This is a genomic window from Chitinophaga rhizophila, assembly GCF_019492185.1.
GTDB lineage: Bacteria > Bacteroidota > Bacteroidia > Chitinophagales > Chitinophagaceae > Chitinophaga > Chitinophaga rhizophila.
In genome coordinates this window covers 1,777,071-1,794,483 of sequence record NZ_JAICCF010000001.1, presented here as the reverse complement: position 1 = coordinate 1,794,483, position 17,413 = coordinate 1,777,071, and the positions used below count along the sequence as shown (strand labels likewise).

17 protein-coding genes are annotated in these 17,413 nt (G+C 44.3%); 15 read left to right on the top strand and 2 right to left on the bottom strand.

What is annotated here, in order from left to right:
* Nucleotides 1-8 precede the first annotated feature (8 nt).
* The 12 genes from ilvN to K1Y79_RS06650 all read left to right on the top strand — a co-directional run bounded on the left by ilvN (nt 9) and on the right by K1Y79_RS06650 (nt 12,548).
* On the top strand, nt 9-599 hold the full coding sequence (ilvN, locus tag K1Y79_RS06705) for an acetolactate synthase small subunit (protein WP_220249226.1): 591 nt from the start codon (nt 9-11) through the stop codon (nt 597-599).
* A 38-nt stretch (nt 600-637) separates the two neighbouring features.
* Complete coding sequence (gene ilvC, locus K1Y79_RS06700; RefSeq protein ID WP_220249225.1) at nt 638-1,681, top strand: ketol-acid reductoisomerase; 1,044 nt, start codon at nt 638-640, stop codon at nt 1,679-1,681.
* Nucleotides 1,682-1,773: 92 nt separating this feature from the next.
* Nucleotides 1,774-3,030, top strand: coding sequence for a threonine ammonia-lyase IlvA (ilvA, locus tag K1Y79_RS06695; RefSeq protein WP_236059508.1), 1,257 nt, complete (start codon nt 1,774-1,776; stop codon nt 3,028-3,030).
* Between the two features lie 120 nt (nt 3,031-3,150).
* Nucleotides 3,151-4,104: an NADP-dependent oxidoreductase gene (locus K1Y79_RS06690; RefSeq protein ID WP_220249224.1), complete on the top strand. Its 954-nt coding sequence runs from the start codon at nt 3,151-3,153 to the stop codon at nt 4,102-4,104.
* Nucleotides 4,105-4,234: 130 nt separating this feature from the next.
* Nucleotides 4,235-5,365 (top strand): NAD(P)/FAD-dependent oxidoreductase, encoded by a 1,131-nt coding sequence (locus tag K1Y79_RS06685; protein WP_220249223.1) that lies wholly within the window; start codon nt 4,235-4,237, stop codon nt 5,363-5,365.
* Nucleotides 5,366-5,484: 119 nt separating this feature from the next.
* Entirely contained in the window at nt 5,485-7,191 is a 1,707-nt protein-coding gene (locus tag K1Y79_RS06680; protein ID WP_220249222.1) for a sodium/sugar symporter, read from the top strand.
* Nucleotides 7,192-7,240: 49 nt separating this feature from the next.
* Nucleotides 7,241-8,722: a xylulokinase gene (locus K1Y79_RS06675; RefSeq protein ID WP_220249221.1), complete on the top strand. Its 1,482-nt coding sequence runs from the start codon at nt 7,241-7,243 to the stop codon at nt 8,720-8,722.
* Between the two features lie 63 nt (nt 8,723-8,785).
* Nucleotides 8,786-10,114, top strand: coding sequence for a xylose isomerase (gene xylA / locus K1Y79_RS06670; protein WP_220249220.1), 1,329 nt, complete (start codon nt 8,786-8,788; stop codon nt 10,112-10,114).
* Nucleotides 10,115-10,374: 260 nt separating this feature from the next.
* Nucleotides 10,375-11,325, top strand: coding sequence for an aldose 1-epimerase (locus K1Y79_RS06665; protein ID WP_220249219.1), 951 nt, complete (start codon nt 10,375-10,377; stop codon nt 11,323-11,325).
* Nucleotides 11,326-11,395: 70 nt separating this feature from the next.
* Entirely contained in the window at nt 11,396-11,581 is a 186-nt protein-coding gene (locus K1Y79_RS06660) for a CsbD family protein (RefSeq protein ID WP_220249218.1), read from the top strand.
* Nucleotide 11,582: 1 nt separating this feature from the next.
* Nucleotides 11,583-11,732, top strand: a complete 150-nt coding sequence (locus K1Y79_RS06655) for a lmo0937 family membrane protein (RefSeq protein ID WP_110054992.1) — start codon at nt 11,583-11,585, stop codon at nt 11,730-11,732.
* A 96-nt stretch (nt 11,733-11,828) separates the two neighbouring features.
* Nucleotides 11,829-12,548 (top strand): carboxypeptidase-like regulatory domain-containing protein, encoded by a 720-nt coding sequence (locus tag K1Y79_RS06650; RefSeq protein ID WP_220249217.1) that lies wholly within the window; start codon nt 11,829-11,831, stop codon nt 12,546-12,548.
* Nucleotides 12,549-12,631: 83 nt separating this feature from the next.
* Here K1Y79_RS06650 and K1Y79_RS06645 read toward each other — a convergent pair whose 3' ends face one another.
* Together K1Y79_RS06645 and K1Y79_RS06640 are read right to left on the bottom strand one after the other, a co-directional pair.
* Complete coding sequence (locus K1Y79_RS06645) at nt 12,632-13,720, bottom strand: S1C family serine protease (RefSeq protein WP_220249216.1); 1,089 nt, start codon at nt 13,718-13,720, stop codon at nt 12,632-12,634.
* Nucleotides 13,721-13,761: 41 nt separating this feature from the next.
* Nucleotides 13,762-14,343 (bottom strand): RNA polymerase sigma factor, encoded by a 582-nt coding sequence (locus K1Y79_RS06640; RefSeq protein ID WP_220249215.1) that lies wholly within the window; start codon nt 14,341-14,343, stop codon nt 13,762-13,764.
* A 268-nt stretch (nt 14,344-14,611) separates the two neighbouring features.
* On the opposite strand from K1Y79_RS06640, the gene K1Y79_RS06635 reads away from it, so the two are divergent.
* The 3 genes from K1Y79_RS06635 (at nt 14,612) to K1Y79_RS06625 (ending at nt 17,412) form a co-directional block, all read left to right on the top strand.
* Nucleotides 14,612-14,827: a hypothetical protein gene (locus tag K1Y79_RS06635; protein ID WP_220249214.1), complete on the top strand. Its 216-nt coding sequence runs from the start codon at nt 14,612-14,614 to the stop codon at nt 14,825-14,827.
* A gap of 560 nt (nt 14,828-15,387) precedes the next feature.
* Entirely contained in the window at nt 15,388-16,212 is an 825-nt protein-coding gene (locus K1Y79_RS06630) for a prephenate dehydratase (protein ID WP_220249213.1), read from the top strand.
* Nucleotides 16,213-16,245: 33 nt separating this feature from the next.
* The gene (locus tag K1Y79_RS06625; protein WP_220249212.1) at nt 16,246-17,412 is read left to right on the top strand and encodes a pyridoxal phosphate-dependent aminotransferase; all 1,167 of its coding nucleotides are present in this window, start codon (nt 16,246-16,248) and stop codon (nt 17,410-17,412) included.
* Nucleotide 17,413: the final 1 nt, after the last annotated feature.

The following is a 17,413-nucleotide window of genomic DNA, read 5'->3' as shown; positions in this document are numbered from 1 at the left end:
CGAACACTATGCAAAAAGAATATACAGTAACGGTATATACGGAAGACAGAATTGGTATCACCAACCGTATCTGCGTTATCTTCACCCGCCGTGGAATCAACATCACGAGTCTTACAACGGCTGAAACTGAGATTCCGGGCGTATATAAGTTCATCATCACGGTTATCTCCGAAAAGGAAAAGCTGGTGAAGATCGTTGGTCAGATAGAAAGACTGATCGAAATTCACAGAGCATTCGTACATGACGAGGACGAGGTGGTGTATCAGGAGCTGGCACTATATAAGATCTCCACAAAGGCTTTGCAGAATGGTAATATAGAGCAGCTGATCCGTGAGAACAATGCCCGTATCCTTACCATTACAGAAGAGTATTTTGTATTGGAAAAGACAGGCCATCAGCAGGAGCTGATCAATCTGCAGGCTAAACTTGCGCCTTATGGACTGATTGAGTATTCTAAGAGCGGAAGAGTAGCCATTATCAAATGGAGCCGCCGTTTCCACGATCATCTGAAAGAGCTGGAAACACAGCGTATTGACAACCTGAAGCAGGCACAGTATAAAGAGCATACTGAAGTATCTGCGGAAGAAGAAAGTATCTAGTTTAAATCATTTATAAAAAAAACAAACACTATCAAAACATGGCAACCATCAATTTTGGAGGGGTACTGGAAGACGTAGTAACCAGAGAAGAATTCCCAATGGAAAAAGCTAGAGAAGTGCTGAAAGATGAGGTGATAGCTATCATCGGTTATGGCGTACAAGGCCCCGGCCAGGCACTGAACCTGAAAGATAATGGTTTCAACGTGATCGTAGGTCAGCGTAAAGATTCTAAAACCTGGGATAAAGCCGTTGCTGATGGCTGGGTACCAGGTCAGACACTGTTTGAGATCGAAGAAGCTGCACAGAAAGGTACTATTATCCAGTTCCTGTTGAGCGATGCCGGTCAGATCGCACTGTGGCCTACACTGAAGCCACACCTGACTGCTGGTAAAGCATTATATTTCTCCCATGGTTTTGGTATTACTTATAAAGACCAGACAAACATTATTCCTCCTGCTGACGTAGACGTAATCCTGGTAGCTCCTAAAGGCTCCGGTACATCTCTGCGCAGACTGTTCCTGGCTGGTCAGGGTCTGAACTCCAGCTTTGCTATCTACCAGGATGCAACAGGTAAAGCACGTGACCGTGTTATCGCACTGGGCATCGGTGTAGGTTCAGGTTACCTGTTTGAAACAGATTTCAAAAAAGAAGTTACTTCTGACTTAACAGGTGAGCGTGGTACCCTGATGGGTGCTATCCAGGGTATCTTCGCTGCTCAGTACGAAGTACTGCGCAAGAATGGTCACTCTCCATCTGAAGCATTCAACGAAACAGTAGAAGAGCTGACGCAGTCGCTGATGCCGCTGGTTGCTGAAAATGGTATGGACTGGATGTATGCTAACTGTTCTACTACCGCTCAGCGTGGTGCGCTTGACTGGTGGAAGAAATTTAAAGAAGCAAGCCAGCCAGTATTTGAAGAATTATATGCAAGCGTTGCTGCTGGTAAAGAAGCTGCGCGTTCTATCGCATCTAACAGTACTACTGACTATCGTGATAAATTGAACGAAGAGCTGAGAGAACTGCGTGAAAGCGAAATGTGGCAGGCTGGTGCTGCTGTAAGAAAGCTGCGCCCTAATAATTAATTTAATAATTAGGAATAGTAATTAGTTGAATGCAGCGGAGATCTTCGCTGCATTCAATTTAATTCCTGATTCCTGATGCTAATTTTCAACAAATGTCCCAGGTACTAACAAGTGTAAATCCGCTCAATATACTTGATGCAGCGGTTAAGTTAAAACCTGTGGTGAATCGTACTCCGCTTACTTACAGCGCCACGCTCTCCCGCAGGTATAATGCAGATGTCTATCTTAAAAGAGAAGACATGCAGATTGTAAGATCGTATAAACTACGCGGAGCTTACAACCTGATTAGCAGCCTGGATAAAGAAACGCTGTCAAAAGGTGTGACTTGCGCCAGTGCCGGTAATCATGCTCAGGGCTTCGCCTATGCATGCCGCCAGCTGGATATCAAAGGCGTGTGTTTCATGCCTATTATTACGCCAAAACAGAAAGTAAACCAGGTGAATATGTTCGGTGGCGACAACATCGAGATCAGGCTGGTTGGAGATACTTTTGATGATTGTGCAGCAGAAGCTCAGGCTTATACCAGAGCGCACAATATGACTTTTATTCCTCCTTTTGATGATGCCAAAATCATTGAGGGACAGGGTACCGTAGCCGTAGAGATACTGGAAGATCAGGCGAAGATTGATTATGTATTCGTGCCCATAGGTGGCGGAGGACTTGCAGCTGGCGTAGGTACTTATTTTAAAACATATAGTCCCCAGACGCAGATCATTGGTGTTGAGCCCGAAGGCGCTCCATCCATGAGCCGTGCGCTGGAGGCAGGCGAACCCGTTACACTCACTGAAATTGAGCGTTTTGTGGACGGAGCTGCCGTAAAAAGAGTAGGTGCGCTGACATTCAGCATCTGCAAAGACGTTCTGACAAAAATGCAACTGGTACCGGAAGGGAAGGTTTGCTCTACTATATTAAGATTGTATAACGAAGACGCTATTGTGGTGGAACCGGCAGGAGCACTCTCAATAGCAGCCCTGGATTACTATGCAAAGGAGATTGAGGGCAAAAAGGTCATCTGCGTGGTAAGCGGTAGCAATAACGATATTGACCGTATGCAGGAGATCAAAGAGCGCTCACTGTTATATGAAGGGTTGAAACACTATTTTATCATCCGTTTCGTACAACGCCCGGGAGCACTGAAAGAGTTTGTGAACCATGTGCTTGGGCCAGATGATGATATCACCCGCTTCGAGTTTATTCAGAAACACAACAAGGAAACAGGCCCGGCACTCATTGGTGTTGAACTGAAAAATAAGGAAGACTATGACATCCTGGTAGCTAATTTCCGTAAATACAATATTCATTTCACTGAGCTGAACAAAGACGATAACCTGTTCGGGTACTTGGTATAAGCCGGTGTAAGCGACATGCTTTTAACGGGGCATTATGTTTTGGTTATAAAACATAATGCCCCTTTTGCATATGTGGCATTTAGCGTTTTTATCGCTAATTTGAAGGCAAAATCTGTACGTATGAGTAATTTTATGCAGGCGGCTGTGTTGCCAGAGTTCGGGCCGGCCACTGCTTTCAGGATTGAGAAAGTAGCGATACCTCTGCCGGGCGCTGGACAGATGCTTGTTAAAGTAAAGGCGGCTGGCCTGAATCCCGTTGATTTTAAAACTCGTTCAGGAAAAGGATATGCCTCACATCAAACCCTTCCAGCTATACTTGGCTGGGATATAGCCGGTGAAGTGGTAAGTGTAGGAGAAGGCGTAAGTAAGTTCTTTACAGGGGACCGTGTATTCGGTATGAGTAACTTTCCGGAGCCTGGAAATGCATATGCCGAGTATGCCGTAGTACAGGAAGAAGAGTTTGCCATTATACCTAAAGAAATATCTTTTGAAGTAGCAGCAGGTACTCCGCTGGCAGGACTTACTGCCTGGGAAGCGCTGTTTGATCATGCCGGTATTACCTGGGGACAGCGTGTGCTGATTCATGCCGGCGCAGGTGGTGTGGGCCATATTGCGGTGCAGCTGGCGAAGTGGAAACATTGTTTCGTGGCAGCTACTGCATCTGCCGCTAACCACCCTTTTCTCCAACAACTCGGTGTTGACCTGGTAATTGATTATAAAACTGAGAATTTTCAGGATGTGGCAGAACGCTTCGATGTAGTCATTGATGGAATGGGTGGTGAGACTACCCTCCGCTCTATCGACATACTGAATCGTGGTGGTATAGTAGTATCATTACCAAGTATGTATAAAGATGATCCGGCGGCTATAGCAAAGGCAAAAGAGAAGGGAGTCGAAGTAAAGTGGATGTCAGTAAGGCCCTCAGGCGAAAGAATGGAACAATTGGCTGCCCTGTTGAGTAATAACCGCCTGAAGGTAGAAGTGGAAAGAACATTTCCTCTCAAAGAGATTGTCCGTGCACACCAGGAGTTGGAACAAGGGCATGGAAGGGGTAAAATAGTATTAACAGTGTAGCTATATCAGACAAAGGATTGAAGCCTGATTAATGTCAGCCTGACATCTAAAAAATGATTACATTTGAAGATATAATACGTCGTAGATTCCAACGTTTGAAAAACAGGCTGTTACAGCCAAATCAAAGCGCATGCTGAGTTATTGGGAGAAACAAAGCCTTTTACAGTATGATTATATCATTGTTGGCAGTGGTATAGTTGGGCTTTCGACTGCCATCAGCCTGAAAGAGAAACTGCCGGCAGCACATATTCTGGTATTAGAAGCCAATATACTTCCAACGGGGGCCAGTACAAAGAATGCTGGTTTTGCCTGTATTGGAAGTCTGACAGAATTGTTGTCAGATCTGAAAACCATGCCCCCGGATGAGGTAATTTCCCTTTTACAGATGCGCAGGCATGGACTGCAGCTGTTGCGTAAACGAATAGGGGACGAGTACATGGAATACCGGGAAAATGGTAGTCATGAACTGATTGGTGTTCAGGAAGAACATGCCCTTTCAGCAATAGACAAGGTAAATGCTATGTTACGTCCATTACTGGGAGCAGATGCATTTACACTGGTCAGTGAGCGGATTAGTGCCTTCGGTTTTGACAGTAAATATGTCAGAGCGCTGATTAGCAATAACTTTGAAGGAGAGCTCCATACTGGTAAAATGATGCGTACACTCATAGACATTGCCATCGCCAGGGGAGTAGAAATAAAAACGGGGTGTTTTGTCAGCCGGCTGGAAGACCTGGAAACAGGTGTACGCGTAGTAGTACCCAGGGCTAACGCTGAGGAAATCGGATTCTTGGCCCGCAGGGTGGCTATCTGTACCAACGCTTTTGCCAGGCAATTGCTGCCAGACCTTGATCTGCAACCTGGAAGAGGGCAGGTGCTGCTGACAAATGTAATACCTGATCTCCCCTTCAGGGGAGTGTTTCATATGGACGAGGGCTATTATTACTTCAGAGAGCTGGAAGGCAAGGTATTATTCGGCGGAGGTAGAAACCTGGACTTTGAGAAAGAGACCACAACCAGTTTTGATATTAACCAGGAGATACAGCAGCAATTGGAAAACCGGCTTCGGGATATTATCTTACCAGGACGTTCCTTTTTGATAACTGACCGCTGGACAGGTATCATGGCTTTTGGAAAGACCCGCCAACCCTTGATACAGTTCTATACCCGCAACATAGTATCTGGAGTCCGGATGGGAGGTATGGGCGTCGCAATAGGTTCCGCTGTAGGAGAACAACTTTCTTCGTTTATGACTGAGTAACTAATGAAAAACAGAATATATGTCCAACACGTAGTGAAAAATTTTAAACGTAAATTTTACGTTTATTAAAAATGTTGCTATATTGATTCCTAATTTAATTACCACGTACCACGTTTTTTATGCAAAAGAGCTTACAATTCCTCGATTATGTTGTTTTTTTAGTGTATTTCGTGATTGTTGCCGGCTACGGTCTCTATATCTACCGAAAGAAAAAACGCACAACGACCGATTCTAAAGATTTCTTCCTGGCGGAGGGTTCTCTTACCTGGTGGGCTATCGGTGCCTCCCTGATTGCTTCCAATATATCTGCGGAGCAGTTTATCGGGATGGCAGGTTCCGGTTTTAATATTGGTCTGGCTATTTCCACCTATGAGTGGATGGCAGCAGCCACCTTAATTATAGTTGCAGTCTTTTTCCTGCCAATTTATCTGAAGAATAAGATATATACCATGCCGCAATTCCTGCTGACAAGGTATAATAAAACTGTAAGTACCATCATGGCCGTCTTCTGGCTATTACTGTACGTGGTGGTAAACCTCACATCCATCCTTTACCTGGGTGCCCTGGCCGTAAATACAATTTCAGGTATTCCTTTCTTTGTATGTATGAGCCTTATCGCAGTATTCGCGATCATCATTACATTGGGTGGTATGAAGGTAATTGGTTATACAGACGTTATTCAGGTATTCTTCCTGATACTTGGTGGTCTGGTAACGACTTACCTGGCATTGAGCATGGTATCTGAGCATTTCGGTGAAACAGGTGTTCTGAAAGGGTTCTCATTAATGACTAAAAATGCAGAAGAGCATTTCCATATGATCCTGGAAAAGGATAATCCACATTACCTCGACCTTCCTGGTCTGACCGTACTGGTAGGTGGTATGTGGATAGTGAACCTGAACTACTGGGGTTGTAACCAATATATTACACAGCGTGCATTAGGCGCAGATCTTAAAACTGCCCGTAGCGGTCTGCTGTTTGCAGGTTTCCTGAAACTACTCATGCCTGTGATCGTGGTATTACCAGGTATCGCAGCATATGTGTTATATAAAGAAGGTGTGTTCTCATCCGAAATGATGAAAGCTGGTGAATTGAATCCTGATAATGCTTATCCTGTGTTAATGAACCTTCTGCCTGCTGGTATGAAAGGTCTGGCATTTGCAGCGCTGACTGCAGCAGTGGTAGCCTCCCTGGCTGGTAAAGCAAACAGTATCTCCACTATCTTCTCACTGGATATTTACAAAGAAATTTTCAACAAGACAGCAGGTGAAAAAGAGATTGTAAACGTTGGTCGTATCGTGGTAATTGTATCCATGATATTGGCTATCATTATCTCTCCATTCCTGGGTATCGATAAAAAGGGTGGTTTCCAGTTCATACAGGAATACACCGGTTTCGTATCGCCAGGTATATTTGCGATGTTCCTGCTTGGTTTCTTCTGGAAGAAAACTACCTCCAATGCAGCTTTGTTTGCAATGATCGGTGGTTTCCTTATGTCGATCATTCTGAAGTTCCTGCCTAACTCCGTAGATCTGTCTCCACTGTATAATATTGGATTCGCTGTACCTAATGCACAGGGCGTTTATGAAATTCCGTTCCTGGACCGTATGGGTATTGTGTTTGTCGTTTGCGTACTGGGTATGATCATTATCTCACTGGTAGCTCCGGCAAGAAAACATGTCCTGGTTGGCGGTACACTGGTAACAGATGATGCGCCTAAAGGTCTTGAAGTGGATCCTTCCATGTTCAAACCATCAACTGGTTTTACTGTAATCGCACTGCTTATCTGCGGTATCCTGGCTGCGCTGTACACTATCTTCTGGTAATAGTACACGCACTGACAAATTAACCATCAAGAACGAAGAAGATTGCTATATGAGATATACGATAGGATATGACATCGGTTCCTCCTCTGTAAAAGCAGCATTGCTGGACGTAGAAACAGGGAAGTGCCTTGCAACAGCCATCAGTCCCGAACAGGAAATGCCCATGCTGGCCCCTGTAGCAGGATGGGCAGAGCAGGATCCTGAATTGTGGTGGCTGGAGATACAGCATGCTACGAAAAAATTACAGCAACAGCATCCCTTTGACGGGAATGCTGTTGCTGGTATTGGTATCGCTTACCAGATGCATGGTCTGGTTTGTGTTGATAAAGACCAGCAGGTACTGCGTCCTTCAATTATATGGTGTGACAGCCGTGCCGTGGAAATTGGTAATGAAGCATTCAACAGTCTAGGGCAAAACTGGTCATTACAGTACCTGTTAAACTCCCCAGGTAATTTTACTGCTTCCAAACTCCGCTGGGTGCAACAATATGAACCGGAAATCTATAAGCGCATAGATAAGATCATGTTGCCCGGAGACTTTATTGCAATGCGCCTCACAGGCGAGGCTGCTACCACAATCTCGGGTTTGTCAGAGGGAATATTCTGGGACTTTAGTGGTCGCCAGGTATCGCCGGTATTATTAAAGCATTATGCTATTGATGAAAAGCTGCTCTCTACGATAGTGCCTACCTTCGGGCTTCAGGGTAAGGTAACAGAGAAAGCGGCCTCCTTGCTGGGCATTGCTGCCGGTACACCAGTTACATATCGTGCAGGAGACCAACCCAATAATGCCTTCTCACTGAATGTACTGAGACCAGGAGAGGCCGCTACTACTGCAGGCACATCCGGTGTGGTATACGCTGTACATGATCATATCGCTTTTGATAAAGAAAGCCGGGTAAATACCTTTGTACATGTTAATGATACTGCTGAAGCACCCCGTAATGGTGTATTGATGTGCCTTAACGGTACTGGTATTCTTAATAGCTGGTTAAGACAAGCTACCGGCAATCTTAGCTACAATGAAATGAATACTCTGGCCGCCAAAGCATCTGCAGGCGCTCGTGGATTAAACATTTATCCTTTTGGTAATGGTGCAGAACGCATTCTCAGCAACAGGGATACCGGTGCAATATTTAACGGACTTAATTTCAATATACATAGTCGCGAACACCTGCTGCGTGCTGCACAGGAAGGTATCGTGTTTGCCCTGAAGTATGGCATGGATATCATGACCGATATGGGCTTACAGATCCATCGGGTAAGAGCAGGACAAGCAAACATGTTCCTCAGTCCACTATTCAGGGAAGTATTTGCCAATACCGCCAATGTAGTAATCGAACTGTATAATACAGACGGTGCACAGGGTGCGGCCAGGGCAGCTGGTATAGGAGCCGGTCTCTACAGTGAACAGGATGCATTCCGCGGCATGGAGTGCCTGGCTACTATAGAGCCAGAGGCCGCCTTGCAACAACAGTACGCTGGTATCTACAACCAGTGGCTGGAAGGATTACAACACATTATCAGTTAACTGCGTTACACGTTAGCAGTTGCATAACATACACATACGTATTGGTTCAAAAAAAGAAAGACAATGAGTATTACTTTAGGGAATCAGGAATACTTCAAAGGCATTGGCAAAATAGCCTATGAAGGTCCTCAATCAACAAATCCATTTGCTTATAAATGGTATGACGAGAATAGAAAGATCGGTGGCAAAACCATGAAGGAACTGTTCCGTTTTGCAGTATCCTACTGGCACACCTTCTGTGGTACTGGTGGAGATCCGTTCGGTCCGGGTACTAAAGACTTTCCATGGTTAACTGCAACAGATGCAGTACAGAGTGCGAAAGATAAAATGGATGCTGCTTTCGAATTCTTTACCAAACTGGGTGTACCTTATTATTGCTTCCACGATGTGGATCTGGTAGACGAAGGTGCAACGATCAGCGAATACGAAAGCCGTATGCAGCAGATCGTAGAGTATGCAAAAGAAAAACAGAAAGCCAGCGGTGTAAAACTGCTGTGGGGTACTGCTAATGTATTCAGCAATCCGCGTTACATGAACGGTGCGTCTACCAACCCTGACTTTTCTGTAGTGGCTTATGCCGGTACACAAGTGAAAAACTCACTCGATGCAACTATTGCACTGGGTGGCGAAAACTATGTGTTCTGGGGCGGACGCGAAGGTTATATGACCCTGCTGAACACTAACATGAAGCGCGAACAGGAACACCTGGCCCGCTTCCTGACTATGGCCAAAGACTACGCACGCAAACAGGGCTTTAAAGGAACTTTCTTTATCGAGCCTAAGCCTTGCGAGCCTACCAAACACCAATACGATTATGATGCTGCTACTGTAATTGGTTTCCTGCGTCATTACGGACTGGATAAAGACTTTAAGCTGAACCTGGAAGTAAACCACGCAACGCTGGCCGGTCATACTTTCCAGCACGAACTGCAGGTAGCCGCAGATGCAGATATGCTGGGTAGCATTGATGCTAACCGTGGTGATGCGCAGAACGGATGGGATACTGACCAGTTCCCGATGAACCTGAATGATATGGTTGAGTTCATGCTGGTAATCCTGGAAGCAGGTGGTTTTTCAGGCGGTGGCGTTAACTTTGATGCGAAAACACGCCGTAACTCTACCGATCTGGAAGACATCTTCCATGCTCATATCGGTGGTATTGATTCCTTCGCACGTGCTGCTGTTATTGCAGAGAAAGTGCTGGAACAGTCTCCTTACAAACAGTTCCGTAAAGATCGCTACGCATCTTTCGACAGTGGTAAAGGTAAAGACTTTGAAGACGGTGTACTGTCTCTCGAAGACCTGCGCAGCTTTGCTGTCAGCAATGGTGAGCCTAAGCTGATCAGCGGCAGACAGGAATGGCTGGAAAATATCATCAATCAGTATATCTGATTATACACGCTGTAGTTGAGTTGAAATAGAGGCAGTCCCGCTATATGCGGGACTGCCTTTTTTATAGCTCCGGCTAATGAACATACTTGATTAATAGAATGCCCCCTGCCTGCGTAGCATACAATTAATTACTAAATCGTTAAGCATTGCCGGTAGTGGATAGTGATGGGAAGTTTGTGTAACTTACCATATATACCAGCTGTGATAATACCAATGTTAATGCCCGGATATTATAACAGTTACAAACTGAAAAACAACATATGTTTTCTGTAAGAAAGATTCATGTAAATGGTTTTGATATCATTGCGCTAAAAGATGACCTGAGTGATGCAGAGATACACGTTCTTCCTGCACAAAGCGCTATGCTCCATGCATTCAATATACCATTTGAAGGAGCCATGCTTAATATCATTGATGGATATGATAGTATAGAGGACTATCATGCTAATAAGTCATTGTATTTTAAAGGTGCCAAGTTAAGTCCGTTTGCTTCCCGTATTCCTGGTGGAAAATATACCTGGGACAGACAGGAATATACTATCGAAAAATCTGTCACTCCTGGTAATCACCTCCACGGCTTGCTGCATGATGTTGCTTTTGATGTGGTAGAAACAACAGCAGACGAAAGAAGTGCACGCGTGAAACTGCGTTATACATATAATGCGTCGGATAGCGGATATCCGTTTCCGTATACTTGTGATGTTGAGTATCGCTTGCAGCCTGACATGCGCCTTGAAATAATTACTACTATCAGCAATCTTCATACATCGGCTATTCCTCTGATGGATGGCTGGCATCCTTATTTTACAACAGGTACGCCAGTAGATGAAATGGAACTGCAATTTGCATCGGAACAGATAGTGGAATTTAATGCGCAGCTGATACCAACAGGGCAGGTATTGCCTTATGACAGATTCCTTGAATCATCTCCTCTGACCGGTATTCCGCTGGATAATTCCTTCCTGCTCAATTTCAGGCAACATGCTTCTTCCTGTACGTTAAGGGACCCAAATAAACATATTGCTATTACGTTTTACCCAGACGAAAGCTACCCCGTATTGCAGCTATATACACCGCCTCATCGCCATAGTATTGCTATTGAGAACCTGACAGGTGTACCCAATGCATTTAATAATGGAATAGGTCTCATCACCCTGCCGGCAGGAGAGAGCAGAACCTTTACCACCGCAATAGCTGCCGCAACCTGGTGATTGCTGGCATCCTCCCGTTGGCATAGTCTTTGGAACTTTACCTGTATTGTTCACCCAAAAAAGATATGTTATGGATACTTTAGAAATCAAAGGCAAATGGAACGAGCTTAAAGGCAAGATTAAGCAACAGTATGCCGATCTTACAGACGATGATCTGCTGTATGAAGAGGGTCAGGAAGACCGTCTGATTGGTAAACTCCAGCAGAAATTAGGAAAGTCACGCGACGAAGTTATTAAACTCTTAAAATCTGCGTAAAATGGGAAGTCTGTTATATCTGATAGCTGTTATACTTATTATTGGCTGGTTGTTAGGCTTCTTCGTTTACTCTGCAGGTGGGCTGATCCATATCCTTTTAGTGATTGCGATCGTAGCCATCCTCCTTCAGATTATCCGGGGATCCAGATGAGTCTGTAATTTTAATATCATGCAAATCCTCCCGCTACCCGGGAGGATTTTTCATTATTTTTTTAGGATATTGCCAGTAGATTAATCCATCAGCTACATGAAAAGAATCATCACCGGGTTATTATTACTGTTTTGTTGTTGCGCCCTGCTGGCACAAGATGCACAGGCGCAGGTAACAGTAACAGGTACCATTATAGACAAGGAGAATCAACTGGTGCTTCCATATGCCAGCATTACCAACAAAAGTACTGGCAGACGCACCTATTCAGATAAAGGAGGCTTTTATAAAATAACAGCTAGTCCGAAGGACGTCATTGTATTTTCCTTCCTGGGTTATAAACCGGATAGCCTGGTAGTAACACAAAGCAGCGGAACCGAGACGCGCGATATGTCTCTTGTAGTAGAAGCCCGCCAGCTGCATGGTGTGGAAATTGGTACGCAGTACACCCCTTATCAGGCAGATTCTATCGCCCGTAGGGAAACATTCGGATATATTCTGGATAAAAGAGATATGCCGCTTGCTGGAAGCAATACGCCCGTAGGTGCCGGTATTGTATTCAGCCCATTTACCCGCTACTCCCGCAAAGAGAAACAAAAACGTGAGTTCAAGAAGATCTTTGCGAAAGCAGAGCAGGAGCGTTACGTAGATTCCAGGTATACTCCGGTGTTCGTCAGTAAAGTGACCAGTCTGAAAGGCGATTCATTGCAGATGTTCATGCGTAATAATCATCCTGATCATCATATGCTTAGAACAATGCCTCAGGAAGATCTGATCTACTGGATAACTGACAGGTATAAAGCCTGGATAAAGCAATAAAATAAACACTTACCATAATAAGCAACGGCCACCCTGTCTCCAGCGTGGCCGTTTGCATGCAGAGGCCAATAGAAAATATCTTATCAGTTATAGACTTTCACCATATAAACGAACTCTTCCACCTTCTTCACCTGGTCTACCCGGTTGAGTCCTTCGAGCTTATTTTTATGGTTCCATTCCTTTTTAGGTAGCTTTTCTTTCGGCATTTGCTCCAGCAAACGTTTCAGGTGAGCTGACTTCACTGCAAATGCAATACCATCTGAAGTAGTTTGTTTGCCGGTAATAATACCTACTACGTCACCTTTGTTGTCCATCAGCGGTGCTCCACTGTTACCAGGGTTAACAGGAATAGACACCTGGTACGCTGCGCTGTCTCCATTAAAGCCAGTCTGAGCACTGATGTAACCTTCTCCGTACACGATCTCATCTCTGGGATATCCCAATGTGAATACCTCTTCTCCACGTAACGCACGCTGTGGTTTCAGAGAGTAGGGTAGCGGCTGGCCTTTAAAGGTAGAGTCAGTAATTTTGAGAATAGCCAGATCACTGGAAATATCTTCAAATACGCTGGCTGCTTTAAATGCCTCACCTTTTGTATTCTGTATATATATGGAGTCAGCGCCTGCAATGACATGATAGTTAGTTACTACATAGCCATTGTTTGAGATGGCAAACCCGGTACCGCCATAGGTACCCGGATTAACCGGCGCTTTCTTTGAGCTGTTAATGTCATGGATGAGGGCGTTCTGGGAGCGCTGGATATGGTTCAATACCCGTCTTACATCCTCATACTCAGCAGTAGTTTTCTGTCTGCTGGCTTTCTGCATCAGCGCAATGGTAGAAATAGACGCCAGCAGGGCAATGCTGGCAGCTGCTGCCATATTTAATACCAGCCGTCTGCTGATTACAAAAACTTTCTTGGGTGCAGGTACAGGCGATGGGGCTGATACATGATTATTTGCCAGGCTGGCGTGGATTGCATCCATCTTATTCTGCAACGCTGTTCTGCGTCCGAAATATTCCAGCTGCTGAATGAGCTGCTGATGTGCCAGCACCTGCTCATCAACTACCGGATCGGACTGGCGAAGCGACTCGAACGCAGCTTTTTCCTGCTCGTTCATTTCGCCTTCCAGGTAGCGTTCAATATCCCGTATCAATGAAAATTCGTTCATCCCTGTAACCGCTTTTGCAGATCTGCCAGATGTAACACCTGTCAGGTCTTAGATTTATATTGTTCAAAAAATAGTTTCTTCAATCTCATCAGGCACTTATACTTCTGATTCTTAGCATTTTCTGAGTTGGTATAACCAAATTTCTCAGCAATGTCCTGCATTGACATCTTCCTGACGTAATAATCTTCCAGGATGGTTTTACATGGTTCTCCCATGTCACCCATTGTCTTTTCCATAATTCTGAACTGCTGGTCTTTCTCCTCATGTTCTGCCAAAGAGTCAGTTTCTTCGGCAGGCAGCACTTCTTCCAATTCCTCCGGAAGTGCCAGTTGCCAGCTTCCAGTCTGCAACTTTTTCAACCAGAGATGACGACATACAGCGTACAGATAAGTTTTTAGCTTGCTGTAAAGGTCAAACTCGCCTTTTCCGGCTTTCTCATATAATACAATCATCGCCTCCTGGAAAAGATCTTTCGCGTCATCTTCAGACCCATTATACTGTAAAACCATTCTTAATATCGAAGGATAGTTCTCCTTATAGATGGTAGCCAGCGCCCTGTCATCATTCCTGGTAAGTCCCAGCAGTAATTCCCGATCCCGTTCTATGTTCTGATTATGCTTCACTTATTAATACGATTAATTGGCTTTGGTAACCCAAAGTAGCAGAAAAAAAATCCAAATCCCAAATACAGTAGAACATCTGCCTGATAGATGACTCTAAAGGTGGCCCTTTCATATATACTTGATACCCCATATAAGGATGTTGTTGCCAAAGTGCCGGAAATACCCCTCCATAACAGGAGAAAAAAAATTTTTAAAAAAGTGGGTTACCTTTTTTCTAACCCGGTATAAAGAGTAAATAATATTTCAAAAAACCTAAAACATAGTCAAAATGAAAAATGCTCTGAAAATTGGTTTCTTAGCTTTAGCTCTGGGTGTATTTGCAGCTTCTTGCGGTGGTAACAGCCAAACTCCAGCTGAAGATACAGCTGCTACTGCTACTATCGATTCAGCTGCTGCAACTGTAGATACAGCTGCTGCTACTGTTGATTCTGCTGCTGCTGTAGTAGATTCAGCTAAAGCTGTTGTTGACTCTACCAAAAAATAATCAACTGGTAAGCAAATAAAAGGCTTTTATATAACCGCTCTGTTTCTGAACAGAGCGGTTTTTTTTTGTTATGCTGCCAAGTTAACATCAGTTATTGAATAAAATAATTAAAAAATGCTCTTTTATTAGAAATAATATAATTTTTAGTAAAGGTGCTTGGACAATTCAAATCGTGATGTATTTTTGTCAGGCAATACAGCATATATGATACAGCAAACAACCTTTGGTTACTTTTATGGTTTCTACTTTTTCTGGTACCAGAAATAGGGAGGTCGTTTGTAGTACTGAAATATAAAAGAAACTAGCAAAGGCCTCCCGGATGGGAGGCCTTCTTTTTTTCCGACAACATTCAATAAGCATTTATGTTACGCAGCTTCTGCCTTTATTCTTATTACTTTTTCTTTTACTTCTTTTACGTCGTAAAGGCCGGGACTCTTTTGTAACAAATGCACTTAGAAAAAATAACTGCAAAAAAAGAGGGTCCCGGCTCAACCGGGGCCCTTTTTCATTTTATACGGTAGTTGCTACAGCAACTACAAATCCAAATCAAACATTAAAAAATGCGTATCGCAATCCAGGGTTTTGAAGGATGTTTTCATCAGATAGCGGCAGAGGCTTATTATGGGAAAGGAATAGAAATTGAATGTTGCGCGTCTTTTCCGGAACTCGTAAAAAAAGTAAGTAAACAAAAAGATGCTGACGCCGGAGTAATGGCCATAGAAAATTCCATCGCCGGAAGCATTCTGCCTAACTATTCACTGCTGAAGAACTCAGGTCTGCATGTAATCGGTGAAGTATACCTGCACATCAGACAGCACCTCATGGTTTTACCAGGCCAGACCCTGGAGGATATACGTGAAGTACATTCACATCATATGGCACTGCTCCAGTGTACAGAATTTCTGGATAAGCATCCGCATATGAAACTGGTAGAAACAGAAGATACTGCCTTGAGTGCCAAACATGTTGCTCAGAAAAAACTGAAAAGTACCGCGGCCATAGCTGGTAAACTGGCTGCAGAGATATACGGTCTCGATATCATCGCGCCGAATATCCACACGATAAAAAACAACTATACCCGCTTCCTGGTTATATCTCCCAACGGAGTAACACCTGCGCCGGATGCTAATAAAGCCTCCGTTTACTTCCAAACGTCTCATGACCGTGGAAGTCTCGCCAAGGTACTTACACAGGTAGCACAGGCAGGAATCAACCTGAGCAAAATTCAGTCGTTCCCAATGCCTGCTAAAGAATGGAACTATTACTTCCATGCTGACTTTGAATTTGAAAATCTGAGCCACTTTGAAAAAAGTATCAGCAAAATTCAGCCGCTGACAGAAGACCTGAAAGTATTAGGTATCTATCAGAAAGGAAACACTCATTAATCACATACATCAGGACGCGGAAAACAAAGTATTATGAACTTACAGGTAGCAAAAAGGTTGCAGCAAACAGAAGAATACTACTTCTCCAGGAAACTCCGGGAAATAGACGAAATGAATAAGGCAGGTGCCAAGGTAATCAACCTCGGTATCGGTAGTCCCGATCTGCCCCCGCATCCATCTGTTATTGCTGCATTGCATGAATATGCGCAGAAACCTGATACGCACGCTTACCAGGGTTACAAAGGTATTCCTGCTCTCCGCAAGGCAATGGCTGACTGGTACCAACGTTTTTATGGCGTATCCCTGGATGCTGAGAAAGAAGTGCTGCCACTGATAGGTTCTAAAGAAGGCATCATGCATATCTGCATGACTTACCTGCAGGAAGGAGATGAGGCGCTGGTTCCCAATCCTGGTTATCCTACCTACCGCTCTGCTGTAAATCTGAGCGGCGCTACCGTAGTTGATTATGACCTGGAAGAAAAGAACGGTTGGCTGCCTGACCTGGATGCGCTTGCAAAAAGAGACCTGAGCAAAGTAAAACTGATGTGGGTGAACTATCCGCATATGCCAACAGGTGCCCGCTTCAATGAAGCATTTGCTGCTAAACTGATCTCATTTGCCCAACAGCATAATATTTTAATCTGTCACGATAATCCATATAGCTTCATTCTTAACAAGCAACCACAAAGCCTTTTACAAACGCCTGGCGCAAGAGAAGTGGTACTTGAACTGAACTCCCTCAGCAAATCTTCTAACATGGCCGGCTGGCGTGTAGGTATGCTGGTAGGTAAACAGGAATGGATCAATGAAGTGCTGCGTTTTAAAAGTAATATGGACTCTGGTATGTTTCAGCCGCTTCAGATGGCCGCTGTCAAAGCACTGGAATTAGGTCCTGAATGGTATGCGGAACTGAATGATATTTATGAAGGCCGCCGTAAGAAAGTCTTTGAACTGCTTGAGCTGCTCAACTGCACTTTCGATAAAAATCAGGTAGGTCTTTTCGTCTGGGCAAAGATACCAGCAGGTGTAAAAGATGGATTTGAACTGACAGACGAAATCCTGCAAAAAGCACAGGTATTCATCACTCCCGGTGGCATCTTTGGTAGCAATGGCAATGGCTATATCAGGGTAAGCCTCTGTAAGGATGAAAAAGTGTTTGAGGAAGTGCTGGATAGAATAAAAACGAAATTTAAGCAGTAAC